The organism is Paenibacillus sp. B01 (genome assembly GCF_009649995.1).
Taxonomy (GTDB): Bacteria; Bacillota; Bacilli; order Paenibacillales; family Paenibacillaceae; genus Paenibacillus_O; species Paenibacillus_O pasadenensis.
The window spans coordinates 975,566-992,279 of sequence record NZ_CP045802.1; the positions used below are offsets into that span (position 1 = coordinate 975,566).

A 16,714-nucleotide genomic window follows, 5' to 3' on the forward strand; every position below is an offset into this window, starting at 1 on the left:
TGTCAGGGGATTTGCTTTAGAATAAAAATATCGCCGGGGACATCCGTCTGCGGGCTGATTTTGCGGACGGCTGCCGTGGCTATAATGATGAAGGACGCGTCCCGGCCAAAGGGACGCAAGCAGGAAAGGAAGAGGATCAGCAAATGAAACAAGCCACCCGCAATCCCGTTGGGCTGGTCATTGCCGGGCTGCTGCTCGGCATGCTCATGGCCTCGATGGATCAGACGATCGTGTCGACCGCTATGGGAACCATTGTAGGCGAGCTCGGCGGACTCGACAAGTTCGTCTGGGTCACCTCGGCGTACATGGTCGCCGAAATGGCCGGCATGCCGATTTTCGGCAAGCTGTCCGACATGTACGGGCGCAAGCGGTTTTTCGTGTTCGGACTCATCGTCTTCATGATCGGATCGGCCCTTTGCGGCACGGCCGCCTCGATCGAGCAGCTGGCGCTGTACCGGGCGATCCAGGGCCTTGGCGGCGGCGCGATGATTCCGGTCGCCTTCACGATCATGTTCGACGCGGTGCCGGCGGAGCAGCGCGGCAAGCTCGGCGGCCTGTTCGGAGCGGTATTCGGCCTCTCCAGCATCTTCGGGCCGCTGCTCGGAGCGTACATTACGGATTACATCCACTGGAACTGGATCTTCTACATCAATCTGCCGCTCGGACTGATCTCGCTGATCTTCGTCTGGGGCTTCTATCGCGAGTCGCAGAAGCATAGCCGCCAGATCATCGACTGGGGCGGAGCGGCGACGCTCGTCGGGGCGGTCATCTGCCTTATCTTCGCGCTCGAGCTCGGCGGCAAGACGATCGGCGGCACGACGTACGGCTGGGACTCCGCGCTCATCCTCGGGCTGTTCGGCGGCTTCGCCGTGCTGACGGTGCTGTTCGTGCTGTTCGAGCTGCGGGCCAAGGAGCCGATCATTACGTTCCGCATGTTCCGCAGCCGCGTCTACGCCTCGAGCAATCTCGTCGGCATCTTCGCCGGCGCGGCGTTCATCTCCGCCTCGATGTACATCCCGATCTTCATCTCCGGCGTCATGGGCGGCAAGGCGACGAACTCCGGCCTCGTGCTGCTGCCGATGATGGTCGGCTCGGTCGTCACGGCGACGCTCGGCGGCTTCCTCATGACCAAGTTCAAGTACCGCACGCTGATGATTCCGACGCTCGCGCTGCTCGTGGTCGGCCTCGCGCTGCTGACGACGATCGGCGCCGGCACGAACATCTGGGTGATGCGCCTGTTCATGGTGCTCGTCGGCCTCGGCATCGGCGCTTCGTTCTCCGTGCTGAGCAACGCCTGCATGTTCTCGGTGCCGGTCCAGGACCGCGGCGCGGCGAGCTCGACGCTGAGCTTCCTGCGCACGCTCGGCATGGCGGTCGGCATCACGGTGTTCGGCATCATCCAGAGCCATCTGTTCACGCGCAAGCTGGAATCGGCGCTCGGCGGAGCGGCCGGCGGCGCCCAGCCGGGGGCGGCTGCCGGCGCCGACGCGGCGGGAGCCGCGGGCACGGCGGGCGGAGCGGTCGCGGGCGCGGCCGACGGAGCGGGCCTTCCCGGCTTCACGCTGCATGATCCGCGCGAGCTGATGGACCCCGCCCTGCGCGCCCAGATTCCGCCGGATCTGCTCGAGCGGATTACGGGCGGCCTGTCGTCGTCGATCGTGCAGACGTTCGCTTGGGCGATCGTGCCGGCGGCGCTGGCGCTGCTATGCGCCTTCTTCATGGGCAACGGCAAGATGGACCCCGCGGCCGTCGCCGAGCAGGAGCGCGAGTACGCTTCGGCCCATTGAGCTCATGCATGCGCTCCCCGGACCGGGGGCTGCAGGGATTTTCCTGCGGCCTCCGGTTTTTTTTGCGCAGGCCAGCCCCTCGGCTGTGGTATGCTGGGTAGACGCGCTTCCCATGTCCGACGCCACGATCCGCATGCGCGCGAATTTCCGTGAAAGAGGCTTGACCATCCGATGCGCCAAGGAACGTCCACTCTCAAGGCCTACAACTTCCTCTATTTCTCCCTGCTCGCCATGTTCGTCTCGTTCATGCCCGTCTATCTGGATCAAAAGGGACTGACCCCAATGCAGATCGGGCTCATCACCGGCACCGGCGGCTTCGTCACGATCATCGCCCAGCCGCTGTGGGGCATGATCAGCGACCGGCTGCGCACGGTGCGCAAGATCATGCTGCTGCTCACCGTATGCTCGGCGGTCATCGGGTATTTCCTTTACGGCACGGCTAGCTTCCCGCTGCTGCTCGGCCTGGCGATGCTGCTGTACTTCTGCTTGATGCCGATCGACCCTCTGCTCGAAAGCCTGAACTTCCGCACGGCGGAGAGCCGCGGCGTCAGCTACGGCTCGATCCGCACCTACGGCGCGTTCGGCTATGCCGTCATGTCGCTGGCGGTCGGCTACATCATGTCCGGCTTCGGCGCTTCCAGCCTCGGCCTCACATTCGCCGCCGTCGGCGCGCTATGCCTGCTGGCCGGATTCCTCATGCCGGATGCCGACGCTTCCGGGGAGCCCGTGCGGCTTGCCAGCCTGGCCGGCTTCCTGCGGAACCGGCAGACGGCGCTGTTCCTGCTGCTGATCTTCATCAGCGCCGTCCCGCAGCGCGTGAACGACACGTTCCTCGGCGTCTACATCGGCTCGCTCGGAGGCGGGCCGGAGCTGCTCGGCCAAGCCTGGTTCCTAGCGGCGGGCAGCGAGATCGCCGTATTCGCGCTCAGCTTCTGGTGGCTGCGCCGCGGCCGCGAGCTGCTGCTCATCTCCATCGCCGGCTTCTTCTACTTCATCCGCTTCTTCCTGAGCGCATGGATCACGGAGCCGTTCGGGCTCGTCCTGCTGCAGCTGCTGCAGATCATCACGTTCCCGGTATTCTACTCGGCGGCGATCCAGTACCTGTACCGGATCGTGCCGCAGGAGTGGAGGGCGACCGGCCAGACGGTGCTGGCGCTGCTGTTCTTCGGCGTGTCCGGCATCGTCGCTTCCTACGCCGGCGGCTGGCTGTTCGACCGCTTCGGCGGCCAGACGATGTATGTGACGATGTCGGGCCTGTCCCTGCTCGGGCTGCTGCTCGGCCTGGCGCTGGCCCGCAGCCGCTCCTCCCGGGCTCTTTCGGACGAAGGACGTTGATTGAATTCGAGCGCAAGGCCCCTTCGGGGGCCTTTTTCGATTGGATTCCCTGATCCAATTCGGCTTTTCATTTAACAAAGCGCGTCTAGATCGGCGGTGAGGAGCGTGCTTATAATCATAGATGTCAGACAGCTTCAAAAAATAACGCTCGATTTGAAATGGAGGAGCAAGGAATGTGGAAGAAACTGGCTCTGGTCGGATCGGTACTGGCGGCATCGTTGTTGGGAGGCGCAGGCGGGACGAGCCATGCGGCGCCGAGCTATGCGGATCTGGCGGCTCATTGGGCGCCGCAAATTTATCAGGACGTCAACGCAGACCTCGACGCGAGGGCGGACTTCATCTCCAGCTTCAACTATGACGGGGATTATTTGCCGCTCAACAACTGGGACAATCTGCACAACTACGAGCAGAAAGCGTATGTGTACTACAAGGTCGCGGAGACGCTGACGCATTATTTCATCGAGTACGATTTGTTCCATCCCCGGGACGACGCCTATACGAGACCGCTCGACGCGCATGAGAACGACCTGGAAGGCATCATCGTCGTCATCCGCAAGGACGGCTCCGAGTACGGCAAGTTCCATCTGATGGAGACGATGGCGCATAACCAGTGGTACGACTACACGAACGATCCGACCATCACCTCCGGCTCGGACAACGTGGACGGCGGCGTGCTGTTCAACGGAAGCCATCCGAAGGTGTTCAGTCAGGCGAACGGCCAAAGCCCGAGCGGCGGGCACGGCATCAAAGCCTATGACGGGTCGAGCGCGCCTGGCGGCGACGGCATCGTATACGACTATACGGGCACGGCGGAGTTCCCGACGAACGCCACCGGCAGCTACGTCCATCACTACGGCTATGCGCTCCTGGAGTGGGGCGACCTGTGGGCAAAAAGGCATGATTCCTCGATTTTCTCGTCCTGGGGAACGATCCGAGGCGACAACTACACGTCCAATTCCGCCAATGCGCCTTGGGGCTGGGACGACAGCGACGACGGTCCTGCGCTGCAAGGCATGAACTGGTCCGATCCGGCCCATCATGTCGACGTGCATCTGAACGGTCTCGGCGCGTTTTCGCATCAGTATGTGCACAACCCGTATTACTCGCACAAGATCGTGCTCGAGAGCGTGCAGAGCCTGGAGGACCGAGATCCTTTCGGCGGCAAGAGCGACATCTACATCAAGGCGTACGTCAACGGCCAAGGGCAGACGGATGCGAGGTTCTGGAAAAAGAACGACGCTCCGAAATTGCAGGACTACCGGATCGTATTCGGCGCCAACGATGCGGAATTCGGACCTCAATTCTCCGACAGCTACAATGCCGTCTATGTCGCCAAGCCGTCGAATACGAATGTCGAGATCCATGTGTATGATTCCGACGGAACGTCGGGAGACGACGACATGGGCTATGTGTCCGCCGTCGTTGCGCCAGGGACGACCGCGTCCTGGGTCAATGCCGTGACCAGCAACGGCCAAGCCAAGCTGACCGCATCCGTCGAAGCGAAATAAAGACCGGCGCCGCTCGGCGCTCCGGCATTGCGTTGCCTTCCCTTTTGCGGAATAATGAGGGTATTCTAGCCAAAGACAAAGGGAAACCCGCCAAATGGAAAAGAAACCTCGTTATATCCTGGTCAAAGAAGAAATCGAGCGCAGAATTCAGTCCGGGGAGCTCGAGCCGGGCGACAAGCTTCCGTCCGAGCCGGCGCTCGCCAAGCAATTCGACGTGAGCCGCCCCACTTTGCGGGAGGCGCTGAAGATGCTGCAGAGGGAAGGCGTCCTGCTCAGCCGGAACGGCGTCGGCACCTATGTGAACGAACGGCCTTTTTCGATCGAGAATTCGCTGAACAAGCTGCGCAGTCTCGGCGAGATGATCCAGAGCGTAGGCTACAAGGTGAGCGAGGCGGACGTCAGCGTGTATGCGCGCGAGGCCGAGCCGGAATGGATGGAGAAGCTGCGGACGGACGAGCCGGTCGTGGTGCTGGAGCGGATTCGGACGGCGGACGGGCAGAAGGTGGCGTTCTACTACAACATCTTTCCCCGGGAGATCGCAGGCGGTCATTTCGACGAAGGCTTCTCCGGCGCCATATTCGACTTTTTAGACCGCAAGCTCGGCATCCGCATCGCCTATGCGCTGACCGAGATCAGCGCGGTCGGCACGGCCAGCGAACGGGATCGGAAGGCGGCCGAGGTGCTCGGCGGCGAGCTGATCCTGCTGAAGCAGCTGCATGTCGACGAGAACGACCGTCCCGTGTTCTACTCCTTGGATTATTTGAAAAGCAGCGCGTTCAAGCTCGTCGTCCGGCGAGACTGAACGATTTCTCCCCGGCTGCATGAGCATGAATCAGGAAGCATGAAGCATGAAGCATCCGCCTTAATGGCGGATGCTTTTTTTTTCTTAAAAAAGGGTTCACAAAATGCTGACATGGGGCAAATCATTCTCCGTTATTCTAAAGCTGTCAGACAGCTTGGGAGAGATAAAAGGAGGATCTGGCATGGAGTGGAGATGGGGTAAAACGAGAAAAGGCATGATTCTGGCGACTGCGCTTGCCGCGACATTGACGGTGACGGCTTGCGGCCAGAACGGCGGCTCCGCCGGAGAAGCGAATTCCGGGTCGGGCTCTGCGCAAGCGGAGGCCGGAGCCGAGCCGTCGCCGAGCGCGCCGGCGTCGAAAAAGCTGGTCGTCTACTCGGCGTTGAACGAGGATGACGTCATCCAGCTCAAGGACCAGTTCAAGAAAGATACCGGCATCGAGATCGAATCGCTCAACCTCGGCAGCGCTGGCGAGGCGAGCACTCGGGTCCAGGCCGAGAAGGATGCTCCCAAAGCGGACATCCTGGTCGGCGGATCGGTCGAGTTCTACCAGCCGCTGGCCGAGCAAGGACTGCTGGAGAAGTATACGTCGGCCAACGCCAGCCAGATCGATGCCAAGTTCAACGATCCGAACGGCTACTGGCAGGGCTGGTATATGGGCGTCCTCGGCATCGTGCTGAACACGGAGCGCTTCGAGAAGGAGCTTGCGCCCAAGGGCGTGCAGGAGCCGAAAACATGGGACGACCTGCTGGATGAGTCGTACAAGAGGCAGTTCATCACGTCCAATCCGGCGACCGCGGGCGGCGGCTACATCTTCGTCGCGGACCAGCTGTTCCGCCTCGGCGAGCAGCAGGGCTGGGAATACCTCGAGAAGCTGAACGGCAACGTCCATCACTACACGCAAAAGGCCGGCGACGGAATCAACCTGACCGCGACGGGCGAATTCATCGCGGGCATGTCCTGGGCGCACGACATCGTCAAGACGATGAAGCAAGGCTATCCGATCAAGGCGATCGTGCCGGAGCAGACCGCATTTGAAATCGGCGGCGTCGGCATCGTCAAGGGCGGGGCCAATGTCGACAACGCCAAAGCGTTCGTGGACTGGCTGCTGACCAAAGAAGCCGGAGAGCTGAACACGAAGCTGTCGAACCGCTACTCCGTCCGGGCCGATGTGGCGCCTCCGGAGGGCATGCCGAAAATCGAGGAGATCAGCCTCGTCGAGTACGACCGCGAAAAGGCTGCCGCCATGAAGGAAGAAGTCGTGAAGCGGTTCGTCGGAATGACCGGCACGAACTGAAACGCCGAAGTCAGCCTGCTCCGCCGTCTCGCTCCGCTCCGAACCCGGGCGGAGAGCGGCGTCGGAGCAGGTAGTTTTTTCTGAAACGGGGTAGATGGCCATCAAGAAGCTCAAGCGCGAGCCCGTCCTTTTCCTTGTCCTCGCCGCCGTCCTGGCGACTGCCTGCGTATTTGTGCTGTGGCCGGTCGTCAAGGTCGTCAGCTATCCTGGCGCGGCCGATTATTTGCAGCTGCTGACCAACGAGCGCTGGATGCGCGCCGGCTTGAACAGCTTGTTCATGACGGTGCTGTCGACCGCATCCTGCACCGCGCTCGCGTTCCTTTTCGCTTATTCCATCGTCAGGCTCGACATCCCGCTGAAAGGCTTTTTCCGGTTCATTACGCTGCTTCCGGTCGTCTCGCCGCCTTTCATCGTGGCGCTTTCCTATATCCTGCTGTTCGGCAGGCAAGGACTCGTATCCAAGCATCTGCTTCATCTGAACCTCGACATTTACGGCTGGCAGGGGTTATGGCTCGTGCAGACGATCACCTTTTTCCCTTACGCCTTCACGGTCATCCACGGCGTGATGCAGGCCGCGGCCGCTCATCTGGAGCATGCGGCGCATAATCTGGGCGCCTCGCGCTGGCAGGCGTTCCGGCATGTCTTTCTGCCGCTCTGCCGTCCGGGCATTGCCGGAGGCGCGCTGATCGCCGCGATGAACGTGCTCGCGGACTTCGGCAATCCGATGATCATCGCGGGCAACTTCGCCTTGCTTCCTACGGAAGCCTACATGCAGATGTCCGGCTGGTTCGACCTGTCGGCGGCGTCCGTGCTGTCGACCGCCCTGCTCGTGCCCGCGCTTGTCCTCTTTCTCGTCAATCGGCTGTGGGTGGGGAAGCGCTCGTACGTGACCGTCACGGGCAAGGAATCGAGCCTCAAGGCTTATCCCGCGCCGCCGGCGCTCAAATGGAGCCTGTTCGCCTGCTGCCTGTTCGTCTCGCTCTTCGTGCTCGCCGTATACGGCGTACTGGTCTACGGGGCGTTCGCCCGGACATGGGGCTATGACTGGAGCCTCACCTTGCAGAACATGAAGTATGTGACCGCCAAAGGCAGCGAGCTATGGAACAGCATCCGCTTCGCGGCCGTCTCCTCTCTCGGCGCCGTCGCGCTGGCTATGCTGCTCGCTTATCTCGTCCAGCGCAAGCAGGTCGGCATCAACCGGCTGCTCGACGTCCTGGCGATTCTGCCCGGCGCCGTTCCCGGCGTCTTTCTCGGCCTCGGCTTCGCGATGGCGTTCAACGGGCCGCCCTTCGAGCTGGCAGGCACGTCCGCGATCATGGTGCTGGCGCTGCTGTTCTGGAACTTGCCGACCTGCTACAGCGCATGCCTCGCAGGCCTGCAGCAGATCGGAAGATCGCTGGAGGAGGCGTCGCTGAACCTTGGCGGAGGCACCCTCCGCACGCTGCGAAGCGTCCTGCTGCCGCTGCTGAGAGGCCCGATCCTCTCCGGCTTCACGCTCTCGTTCCTGCGTTCGGTCACCTGTCTGAGCGTCATCATCTTCCTGTATTCGTCGTCCACATCCGTCGGCACGATCTCCATCCTGAGCCTCGTCCAAAGCGGCGTCTGGGGAGGCGCGTCGGCGCTCACCGTCACGCTCATCCTGATCGCCTTTGCCCTGCTGGCCGCCTCGCGGCTGATCCTGTTCGCCTACGATCGGAGGAAATCATGAACAACGCTGCTCAGCCGCATATTCGAATCGACGACGTGACCAAGTCGTTCGGCGCCTTCTCCGCCCTGCGGAGCGTCACGCTGGACGTTCCGCGAGGCAGCTTCACGACGCTGCTCGGGCCGAGCGGCTGCGGCAAGACGACCTTGCTGCGGCTGCTCGCCGGCTTCGACGAGCCGGACAGCGGAAGCATCCGCATCGACGGAGCCGAGATGAACGGAGTTCCGGCATTCCGCCGCAAGACGCCGCTCGTTTTCCAGGACTATGCGCTGTTTCCCCATATGACGGTGCAGGAGAATATCGCCTACGGCCTGAAGCTGCAAAAAGCCCGCAAGGCCGAAACGGCCGCGCGGGTCGGCGAGATGATGGACCTGTTCGGCCTGCAGGGGCTGGAAAAGCGGCTGCCGAAGCAGCTCAGCGGCGGGCAGCAGCAGCGGGTGGCGTTCGCTAGGGCGCTCGTCACCGGCCGTGACATCCTGCTGATGGACGAGCCGCTGAGCAATCTCGACGCCAAGATGCGGGTCGAGGTCCGCCGCGAGCTGCGCGAGCTGCAGCGGCGCGCCGGCATTACCGCCGTATTCGTCACCCACGACCAGGACGAGGCGCTGTCCTTGTCCGACTATGTCGCGGTGTTCGAAAAAGGGCGCATTCGCCAGGCCGGCACGCCCTGGGAGGTCTACTACGAGCCGGCCAATGCGTTTGTGGCCGACTTTGTCGGAACGGCCAACCTGCTGGCCGGCATCGTGGAGGACGTGCGGGACGGAGTCCTGCTCGTCCGCTGCCGGGACGTGCTGCTGCGCGCCTCCTCTGCCGGGAGGACGTTCCGGCCGGGCGACAGGGCGACGCTGATGATCCGGCCCGAATGCCTCCGCATCGGAGCGGACGAGGGCGATGCGGAGCCGGAGAACCGCTGGATGGGGGCGATATCCGGCAGCAGCTTCCTGGGGCGCCAGGTCCGGTATGAGGTGCAGTGCGGGGAGACGACGCTGATCGTGGACGATGCCGATCCGAGCGTCACCGGCGTGCTGGACGGCACGGTCCGCCTGTCGTGCGCCGCCGACAAGATCCATGTCCTGTCGGATGAGGCGGATTCCGAAAGAAAGGAAGGCGAGACGCATGAACGCATCCGTCCACTTTCTGAACGTCGGCTGGGGTGACGCCCATTTCATCCGGCTGCCGTCCGGGGCGTTGACGCTGATCGATGGCGGAGACGGCTCGCTCGCCGAGGGGCGGGACCATCCGCTTCGCTGGATGGAGCGCCGCGGGTTGCGCCGGCTGGACGCCATGATCGTGACGCATCTGCATGAGGATCATCTGAACGGCTTGCTCGACGTCGTCCGCAGCGTCGAGGTCGCGCTCGCGATTTTGCCGTACGGGCTTCCCGAGCGGGCCGTCCGCTTCCGTCCGGAGCTGGAGCGGGAGGCTTCGGAGCTGACCAGGCGCGTTTGCGGCATCCTGGAGACGTATCGGGAGCTGATCCGGCTGCTGGAGGCTCGGGGAACCGAGATCCGCTGGAGATCTCGGCACGCATCGGCGGAGAGCTCCGTCGTCTGGGAGGAGCACGGCTTCCGGCTGGAGCATCTGTACCCGTGGCAGGACGATCCGCTCCCCGCGCTTGAGGTTCTCCACAGCGTTTTCGATGCGGACGGACGTCCCGAGGAGGAGCGGCTGGCCGAGCTGGCCGGCTTTTTCGACAAGTCGAACGACGACAGCTCGGTCTACCGGCTGACGGCGGATGGCGACGAAACGGTCGGCGTGCTGTTCGGCGGCGATCTGATGGAGGGGGGCTGGACGCGTCTGGCGCGAAGGAGCCGACTGGCGAGCCGGATATGGAAGGCGCCGCATCACGGGCTGGAGGACAGCTTTCAGGCTTGGCTGCTGGAGCTGGTGCGGCCGGAGGCATGCGTCATCCCGATCTGCGCGGAGCGGGCGGAGCCGCTGGCAGAGCGCTGGAACGGAATGCTTCGCGGCTCCGGGAGCAGGCTGTGCCTGACGGGATCGGTGCCGCCGGGGGAGAGCCTCCTGCTGGCGCGCGGACGGATCCACGCGGAGATCGGCGGCTGAAAGGCGGCGCTCCGCGATTCTAGGCCAAGAAAGGGAGTTTCCGGATTCAATGAATAGAGACCAAGAAGGCGGAGAAGCGATGCTGGCTTCGGCGATCCGTTATGCCAAAGAGGCGGGCGACCAGATTCTGCGAGGCATGAGCGAGCCCTACCGGATCCGCGACAAAGCGAACCACGCCGACCTGGTGACCGAGGTCGATCTGCGCAGCGAGCAGCTGCTGCGGCAGGCGATCGCGCGAGACTATCCGGACCACTGGATCCTGTCGGAGGAGACGGACGGCGCGGGCGATCCGTTCCGCTTCATGGAGCAGCCGCTGCCGGGCTGCGGCTGGATCGTCGATCCGATCGACGGAACGATCAATTTCGTGCACGGAATCGAGCATTTCGCCGTGTCGATCGGCATCATGAAGGACGGCTGCCTGCTGCATGGCGTCGTCTACAATCCTTCGACGGGGGAGCTGTACCATGCTTCCGCCGGCAAAGGCGCTTATCGGAACGGCCAGCCGATCCGGGTCAGCGAGGAGCGGTCCTTGCCCGACGCGACGCTCGCGACCGGCTTTCAGGCATCCGACTGGCGCGAAGGCTCGCGAGCGATCGCGCAAATGAACCGCATCGCCGGCACGGCGCGCACGGTCCGGATCTTCGGCGCCGCCAGCCTCGATCTATGCCTCGTGGCCTGCGGCAGGCTGAGCGGATTTTGGCATGACGGGCTGTATCCATGGGATGTCGCGGCCGGGCTGATCATCCTGCTCGAGGCGGGCGGCGCGGCGACGACCGCCTCCGCCGGCCCTTACCGCTTGAGCGAGCGCAGTCTTGTCGCCTCGAACCCGGCCCTGCAGAGCGGGCTTCTGGACGCGTTGAGGCTGAAGGGAGACGAGGCGCGGGCCGGCAGCGTTTGAACGGGCCGGCGGGGAGGGCGTCCGTCGGCGGCAGAGGAGAAAAACCGAGCGGGAACGGGGGGCCGCAGCGCGATCGGAGGGGTCGGATTGACGATGAAAGGGATGGTTCTCGGGGCGGATTTAAGGTATAATCGGGGACAGGTCTTATTCGAATCCCGATTCCAGTTAGCGAAGGAGAACATTGACATGAGCAAAGTACTTGTTTTCGGCCATAAAAATCCCGACACGGACACGATCTGCTCGGCGATCGCCTATGCGGAGCTCAAGAACCAGATCGGCGTCGAAGCGGAAGCGATCCGCCTCGGCGCGGTCGGCAGCGAGACGCAGTATGCGCTGGACCAGTTCGGCGTCGCCGCTCCCCGTCTCGTCGAAGCCGTAGCCGCCGAAGCGAAGCAAGTCATCCTCGTCGACCACAACGAGCGCCAGCAGAGCGCGGCCGACATCGACGAAGTGACGGTCATCGAGGTCATCGACCATCACCGCATCGCCAACTTCGAGACCAAGGCTCCGCTGTACTACCGCGCCGAGCCGGTCGGCTGCACGGCGACGATCCTGCTCAAGCTGTACAAGGAGCACGGCGTGCCGGTCAAAAAGGAAATCGCGGGCCTCATGCTGTCGGCGATCATCTCCGACTCGCTGCTGTTCAAGTCCCCGACCTGCACGGAGCAGGACGTGGCGGCCGCTCGCGAGCTCGCCGAGATCGCCGGCGTGAACGCCGACGAGTACGGCCTGAACATGCTCAAGGCCGGCGCTGACCTGAGCGACAAAACCGTCGCCGAGCTGATCAGCCTCGACTCCAAGGAGTTCTCGATGGGCTCCGCCAAGGTCGAGATCGCGCAAGTGAACGCGGTCGACCTGAACGACGTGTTCTCCCGCCAGGCCGAGGTCGAAGCGGCGCTGAACGACATCATCGCCTCCAAAGGGCTGGACCTGTTCGTCTTCGTCACGACGGACATCCTCAACAACGACTCCGTCGCGATCGCGCTCGGCAAGCATACGGCCGCGTTCGAGGAAGCGTTCGGCGTCAAGCTCGACGACAACAAGGCGACGCTGAAGGGCATCGTGTCCCGCAAGTCGCAGGTCGTTCCGGTTCTGACGGACATCCTGTCCAAAAAATAAAGGGACCAGGGGGGGGGGCCGAAAGGCCGATCCTGCTCCTCGTTGCGGTTGCGCAAGATCAAAATCGGCCCTGGCGACAGGGCTGATTTTTTGCGTGAAAGGACTGCTTTGAGCGGGCCTTCGGAACGAGCGGGAGCAGCCGGTTTATGGGACAAGGAGGCCGCTGCGCAGGCCAAGGGGAACTGCCTCCCGCATACCCGGGAGACGGCAGTCTTAGTCGAAATCGAGCTGGCAGGTGCTTGGAGGCGCGAAGTCGAGCCAGCAAGTCGAAGAAATCGAGTTGGTTGGAGTGCGCTGTCGGCGGAACGGGCGGAGTTGCGCGGAAAAACCGAGTAACTCAGGTGTGCAGTAGGGGAACCGGGCGGAGTTGCGCGGAAAAACCGAGTAACTCGGGTGCGCAGCAGGGGAAACGGGCGGAGTTGCGCGGAAAAACCGAGTAACTCGGGTGTGCAATATGGGAAAGGGGCGGAGTTGCGCGGAAAAACCGAGTAACTCGGGTGCGCAGTAGGGGAAACGGGAGGAGTTGCGCGGAAACACCGAGTAACTCGGGTGTGCAGACAGTTGGAGAATTAGGGAGCAATGGTCAGCGGAGCGCTTGGATGTGAGTCCGATTTCAGTAATCGGAGGCTCCCCCGCGAAGCGGTGCATGTTCAAGGACCAGCAGCGAAGAGCACGGGGACTCGTGGAGAAGCAGCAGCGGTTCCCTTGGAGGCCGAATTCCCCCCTGCAGGGGAGTGGGTTCAATGGAATCTGGGCAGCAGGGAGATCGGAGCGAGTCCCTGCTCCGCGAAGCGGTTTGCCGGTTTCGATGCCCGCTCTGAAAAGCGGGGCCTTTTCGGTCCCGCTTTCCGGTCGTCTACCCCATTTTATTCACGTTTGAGGACATCTGCTTTGCGGGCGGCTCCGCTCTCCGGAGAGCCCGCAACCCGATTTTATCGGGTTGCAGCACTGGAACCGAGCTGCCGAGAGCCTGCAACCCGATTTTATCGGGTTACAGCACTGGAACTGAGCTGCGGATAGCCTGCAACCCGATTTTATCGGGTTGCAGCACTGGAACCGAGCTGCCGAGAGCCCGCAACCCGATTTTATCGGGTTGCAGCACTGGAACTGAGCTGCGGAGAGCCCGCAACCCGATTTTATCGGGCTGCAGCACTGGAACTGGGCTGCCGAGAGCCTGCAACCCGATTTTATCGGGTTGCAGCATTGGAACTGAGCTGCGGGGAGTCCCTAACCCGATATTATCGGGTTGCAGCATTGGAACCGAGCTGCCGAGAGCCCGCAACCCGATATTATCGGGTTGCAGCACTGGAATCGAGCTGCGGTCTCCCCGGGCTGCAGCCTGTTTTTTGTACGGAAGAGCCCGCCTGCCGTCCCGACCTACCGGTCGTGGCCGTCGGCTCGGGCATCGGCCATGGCCCTCCGCCCACCGTCGCCGCCTGCCATCCCGGCCGATAGGCCGTCCCGTCCTGCCCGCCGCTCTCCCGGCTTCCGCTACGAGCGGTTGCCGTACCATTTGTACGTCATCGCGGACTTGCCAGGCACGCTGACGTTGAAAGACTGGCTGCCCCACTGGACCTTGACGTTCCGGGCCGAGCTGGACGAGTTGTAGGCGACGACGACTTTGGAGCCGTCCGGATTGCGGAACGCGACGCTTTTGATCTCGCTGCCGGTATTGCTCTGCACGCGGTACGCGCCGGGCACGACGAACTTGCTGAAATGGCCGAGCAGATAATACTGCTTGTGATACGTCACGACGTTCTCCGGCGCGTCGTTGCGGTTGTCGGAGTTGCGGATCGTAATCATGCCCTTGTTGGTGTTGTTGGCCGCGAGCAGCGCCGGGCCGTCCTTCTGGTCGAGCGCGGCGTTCCAGAGGATGATCGTCTTCGACCAGTTGCGGGTGATGTTGATGAACTCGTTCATCATGTTGTCGAAGCCCTGGGACGTGCCGTTCTGCGGATCGTTCCAGTTGCCGAAGCCGCCCTCGGTGAACCAGATGCCCTTGTCCGGATGGTTGTTCCGCAGCTGCGTCATCGTAGAGCCGTCGCCGCTGTCGTAGTGATGGAACGCGCTGCCGTCGATGTAGCCGCCCTTGCCGGAGCTTTTCAGGCTGTTGATGACGGTGTTCGGGAAGCTCCAGTCCAGGAAGTTGTGGTCGAATGCGATGATCTTCGTGTTGATGCCGGCGCCGCGCAGCGTCGGGCCGAGATAGTCGCCGATGAAGCCGATCTCGTCTTGCGTGTTCATGCCCATCGAAGGGTAATGCGTCGGCTCGTACAGCGGCTCGTTCTGCACGGTGACGGCGTAGATCGGGATGCCTTGGGCCTGGTAGGCCTGAATGTATTTCTTGAAATAGTTCGCGTACGTGCCGTAATGCTCCGCGCGCAGCTTGCCGCCGTTGAGCGTATTGGAATACTTCATCCAGGCGGGAGCGCTCCAAGGGGAGCCGAACACCTTGATGTTCGGGTTTTTGGCGATCGCCTGCTTGACCATCGGCACGATGTAGGGCAGATCCCTTCCGATGGAAAACTGGTTCAGCGCCGTGTCATTGGCCGTATCGGCATACGTATAGGCGGACCAGGCGAAGTCGGAGCTGCCGATCGGCTGGCGCAGCACGCTGAGGCCGATGCCGGTCTGTCCGAACAGCCGCTCCATCACCTCGGCGCGTTTGTTCGCGTCCAGCTTGTAGTTCATCAGCCATGCCGACGAATCGGTCATGGAGACGCCGAAGCCGTCCATCTGCTGGAACGTCGTGTTCTCATCGACGCTGATCGTGAAGTCGGCGCTTCCGGCGCTCGTACTGAAGCTTTTGTCGCCGATGCGCGTCAGGCGGGCGCTCGGGCTGAGGCCGACGGCGGGCTCACTGTTCGGATCGGACGTGGAAATCCACACTTCGACCTGCTCTCCTGCGGCTTTGGCGGGCGGGGCGGAATAAGTGCCTCCGGCGGAGACGAGGGCAGCGGCGAGCGCGACGGCGGCGGTTTTTTTCTTCCAGTCGGACATGATCGGGTTCTCCTTTCGGGGATGGGGTCGGGATGAGAAGAATTGATGCGGACAGGCACGGACAGCTCTGCAGCCGGCCGCGGATGGCTGCCTCACCTCGATTCAGAAGCATGAATTTGTAATCGATTACAAACTTCCATTGAAAAAAACTCGCCCGAAAACGGCTTGCATTGATGCAGCTTCTGGAAGCGTTTCCTGCGGAGTGGGAATATCGTACTCGATGAATGGGCCGGAAATCAACCCCTTTTTTTCAGGTGCGCGCGGCAGGTCGCTTTCTCGTGCGCGCTCGGCAAAAACAGGTCGGGCCATGGGAGAAATCGCGCACCGGCGCCACGAGGGAGTCGAAAGTGCCTTGGTTGGCGGGAACCCGGCGCGGCGACGCGGCGAGGGAGTCGAAAGTGCCTTGGATGGCGGAAACCCGGCGCACCGGCGCGGCGAGGGAGTCAAGAGTGCCTTGGTTGGCGGAAACCCGGCACATCAGCGCGGCGAGGGACTCGAAAGTGCCTTGGTTGGCGGAAATCCGGCGCAACAGCGCGGCGAGGGAGTCAAGAGTGCCTTGGTTGGCGGGAATCCGGCACATCGACGCCACGAGGAAGTCGAGAGTGCCTTGGTTGGCGGAAACCCGGCGCACCGGCGCAACGAGGGAGTCGAGAGTACCTTGGATGGAGGGAACCCGGCACATCAGCGCGGCGAGGGAGTCGAAAGTGCCTTGGTTGGTGGAGACCCGGCGCGGCGACGCGCCGAGGGAGTCGAGAGTGCCTTGGATGGAGGGAACCCGGCGCACCGGCGTGACGAGGGAGTCGAGAGTACCTTGGATGGCGGGAACCCGGCGCAACGGCGCGACAGGGGAATCGAAAGTGCCTTGGTTGGCGGAAACCCAACGCGGCGACGCGCCGAGGGAGTCGAAAGTGCCTTGGATGGCGGGAATCCGGCGCACCGGCGCGGCGAGGGAGTAGAGAGTGCCTTGGTTGGCGGAAACCCGGCACATCAGCGCGCAGAGGGAGTCGAGAGTGCCTTGGATGGCGGAAACCCGGCACATCAGCGTGACGAGGGAATCGAAAGTGTTTTGGATGGCGGGAATCCGGCGCACCGGCGCGGCGAGGGAGTAGAGAGTGCCTTGGTTGGCGGAAACCCGGCACATCAGCGCGGCGAGGGACTCGAAAGTGCCTTGGTTGGCGGGAACCCGGCACATCGACGCC

The 16,714-nt window shown here is 62.9% G+C and carries 12 protein-coding genes; 10 read left to right on the forward strand and 2 right to left on the reverse strand.

The window, feature by feature from the left end; translation table 11 throughout:
- The first annotated feature begins 143 nt into the window (after positions 1-143).
- The 10 genes from GE073_RS04285 to GE073_RS04330 all read left to right on the forward strand — a co-directional run bounded on the left by GE073_RS04285 (position 144) and on the right by GE073_RS04330 (position 12,515).
- The gene (locus GE073_RS04285) at positions 144-1,787 is read left to right on the forward strand and encodes an MDR family MFS transporter (protein ID WP_028600281.1); all 1,644 of its coding nucleotides are present in this window, start codon (positions 144-146) and stop codon (positions 1,785-1,787) included.
- Between the two features lie 171 nt (positions 1,788-1,958).
- The gene (locus tag GE073_RS04290; RefSeq protein ID WP_028600282.1) at positions 1,959-3,122 is read left to right on the forward strand and encodes an MFS transporter; all 1,164 of its coding nucleotides are present in this window, start codon (positions 1,959-1,961) and stop codon (positions 3,120-3,122) included.
- Between the two features lie 173 nt (positions 3,123-3,295).
- Positions 3,296-4,630: a hypothetical protein gene (locus GE073_RS04295; RefSeq protein ID WP_194843267.1), complete on the forward strand. Its 1,335-nt coding sequence runs from the start codon at positions 3,296-3,298 to the stop codon at positions 4,628-4,630.
- A gap of 94 nt (positions 4,631-4,724) precedes the next feature.
- Positions 4,725-5,432, forward strand: coding sequence for a GntR family transcriptional regulator (locus GE073_RS04300; RefSeq protein WP_153782839.1), 708 nt, complete (start codon positions 4,725-4,727; stop codon positions 5,430-5,432).
- A gap of 181 nt (positions 5,433-5,613) precedes the next feature.
- The gene (locus tag GE073_RS04305; RefSeq protein WP_164820200.1) at positions 5,614-6,729 is read left to right on the forward strand and encodes an ABC transporter substrate-binding protein; all 1,116 of its coding nucleotides are present in this window, start codon (positions 5,614-5,616) and stop codon (positions 6,727-6,729) included.
- A 94-nt stretch (positions 6,730-6,823) separates the two neighbouring features.
- Positions 6,824-8,437 carry an ABC transporter permease gene (locus GE073_RS04310; protein WP_028600285.1) on the forward strand — a complete coding sequence of 538 codons (1,614 nt, stop codon included), beginning with the start codon at positions 6,824-6,826 and terminating at the stop codon, positions 8,435-8,437.
- Complete coding sequence (locus GE073_RS04315; RefSeq protein WP_052333544.1) at positions 8,434-9,591, forward strand: ABC transporter ATP-binding protein; 1,158 nt, start codon at positions 8,434-8,436, stop codon at positions 9,589-9,591. The genes GE073_RS04310 and GE073_RS04315 overlap by 4 nt, the downstream gene beginning before the upstream one ends.
- A complete protein-coding gene (locus GE073_RS04320) occupies positions 9,551-10,498 on the forward strand; it encodes a ComEC/Rec2 family competence protein (protein WP_028600286.1) in 948 nt (315 codons plus the stop codon). Before GE073_RS04315 ends, GE073_RS04320 begins: the two co-directional genes overlap by 41 nt.
- Before the next feature lie 49 nt (positions 10,499-10,547).
- Positions 10,548-11,396 carry an inositol monophosphatase family protein gene (locus tag GE073_RS04325; RefSeq protein ID WP_084137532.1) on the forward strand — a complete coding sequence of 283 codons (849 nt, stop codon included), beginning with the start codon at positions 10,548-10,550 and terminating at the stop codon, positions 11,394-11,396.
- A gap of 186 nt (positions 11,397-11,582) precedes the next feature.
- Complete coding sequence (locus GE073_RS04330) at positions 11,583-12,515, forward strand: manganese-dependent inorganic pyrophosphatase (RefSeq protein ID WP_028600287.1); 933 nt, start codon at positions 11,583-11,585, stop codon at positions 12,513-12,515.
- Between the two features lie 1,491 nt (positions 12,516-14,006).
- Here the strand turns inward: GE073_RS04330 and GE073_RS04335 are convergent.
- Positions 14,007-15,515, reverse strand: a complete 1,509-nt coding sequence (locus GE073_RS04335) for a glycoside hydrolase family 30 protein (protein ID WP_028600288.1) — start codon at positions 15,513-15,515, stop codon at positions 14,007-14,009.
- 250 nt (positions 15,516-15,765) lie between these two features.
- Entirely contained in the window at positions 15,766-16,707 is a 942-nt protein-coding gene (locus GE073_RS04340; protein ID WP_028600289.1) for a hypothetical protein, read from the reverse strand.
- Positions 16,708-16,714: the final 7 nt, after the last annotated feature.

What these genes read in the sequence shown, in the direction of transcription:
- GE073_RS04285 (WP_028600281.1), top strand. Translation starts at nt 144, where the DNA reads ATGAAACAAGCCACCCGCAATCCCGTTGGGCTGGTCATTGCCGGGCTG.
- GE073_RS04290 (WP_028600282.1), top strand. Translation starts at nt 1,959, where the DNA reads ATGCGCCAAGGAACGTCCACTCTCAAGGCCTACAACTTCCTCTATTTC.
- GE073_RS04295 (WP_194843267.1), top strand. Translation starts at nt 3,296, where the DNA reads ATGTGGAAGAAACTGGCTCTGGTCGGATCGGTACTGGCGGCATCGTTG.
- GE073_RS04300 (WP_153782839.1), top strand. Translation starts at nt 4,725, where the DNA reads ATGGAAAAGAAACCTCGTTATATCCTGGTCAAAGAAGAAATCGAGCGC.
- GE073_RS04305 (WP_164820200.1), top strand. Translation starts at nt 5,614, where the DNA reads ATGGAGTGGAGATGGGGTAAAACGAGAAAAGGCATGATTCTGGCGACT.
- GE073_RS04310 (WP_028600285.1), top strand. Translation starts at nt 6,824, where the DNA reads ATGGCCATCAAGAAGCTCAAGCGCGAGCCCGTCCTTTTCCTTGTCCTC.
- GE073_RS04315 (WP_052333544.1), top strand. Translation starts at nt 8,434, where the DNA reads ATGAACAACGCTGCTCAGCCGCATATTCGAATCGACGACGTGACCAAG.
- GE073_RS04320 (WP_028600286.1), top strand. Translation starts at nt 9,551, where the DNA reads ATGAACGCATCCGTCCACTTTCTGAACGTCGGCTGGGGTGACGCCCAT.
- GE073_RS04325 (WP_084137532.1), top strand. Translation starts at nt 10,548, where the DNA reads ATGAATAGAGACCAAGAAGGCGGAGAAGCGATGCTGGCTTCGGCGATC.
- GE073_RS04330 (WP_028600287.1), top strand. Translation starts at nt 11,583, where the DNA reads ATGAGCAAAGTACTTGTTTTCGGCCATAAAAATCCCGACACGGACACG.
- GE073_RS04335 (WP_028600288.1), bottom strand. Translation starts at nt 15,515, where the DNA reads ATGTCCGACTGGAAGAAAAAAACCGCCGCCGTCGCGCTCGCCGCTGCC.
- GE073_RS04340 (WP_028600289.1), bottom strand. Translation starts at nt 16,707, where the DNA reads ATGTGCCGGGTTCCCGCCAACCAAGGCACTTTCGAGTCCCTCGCCGCG.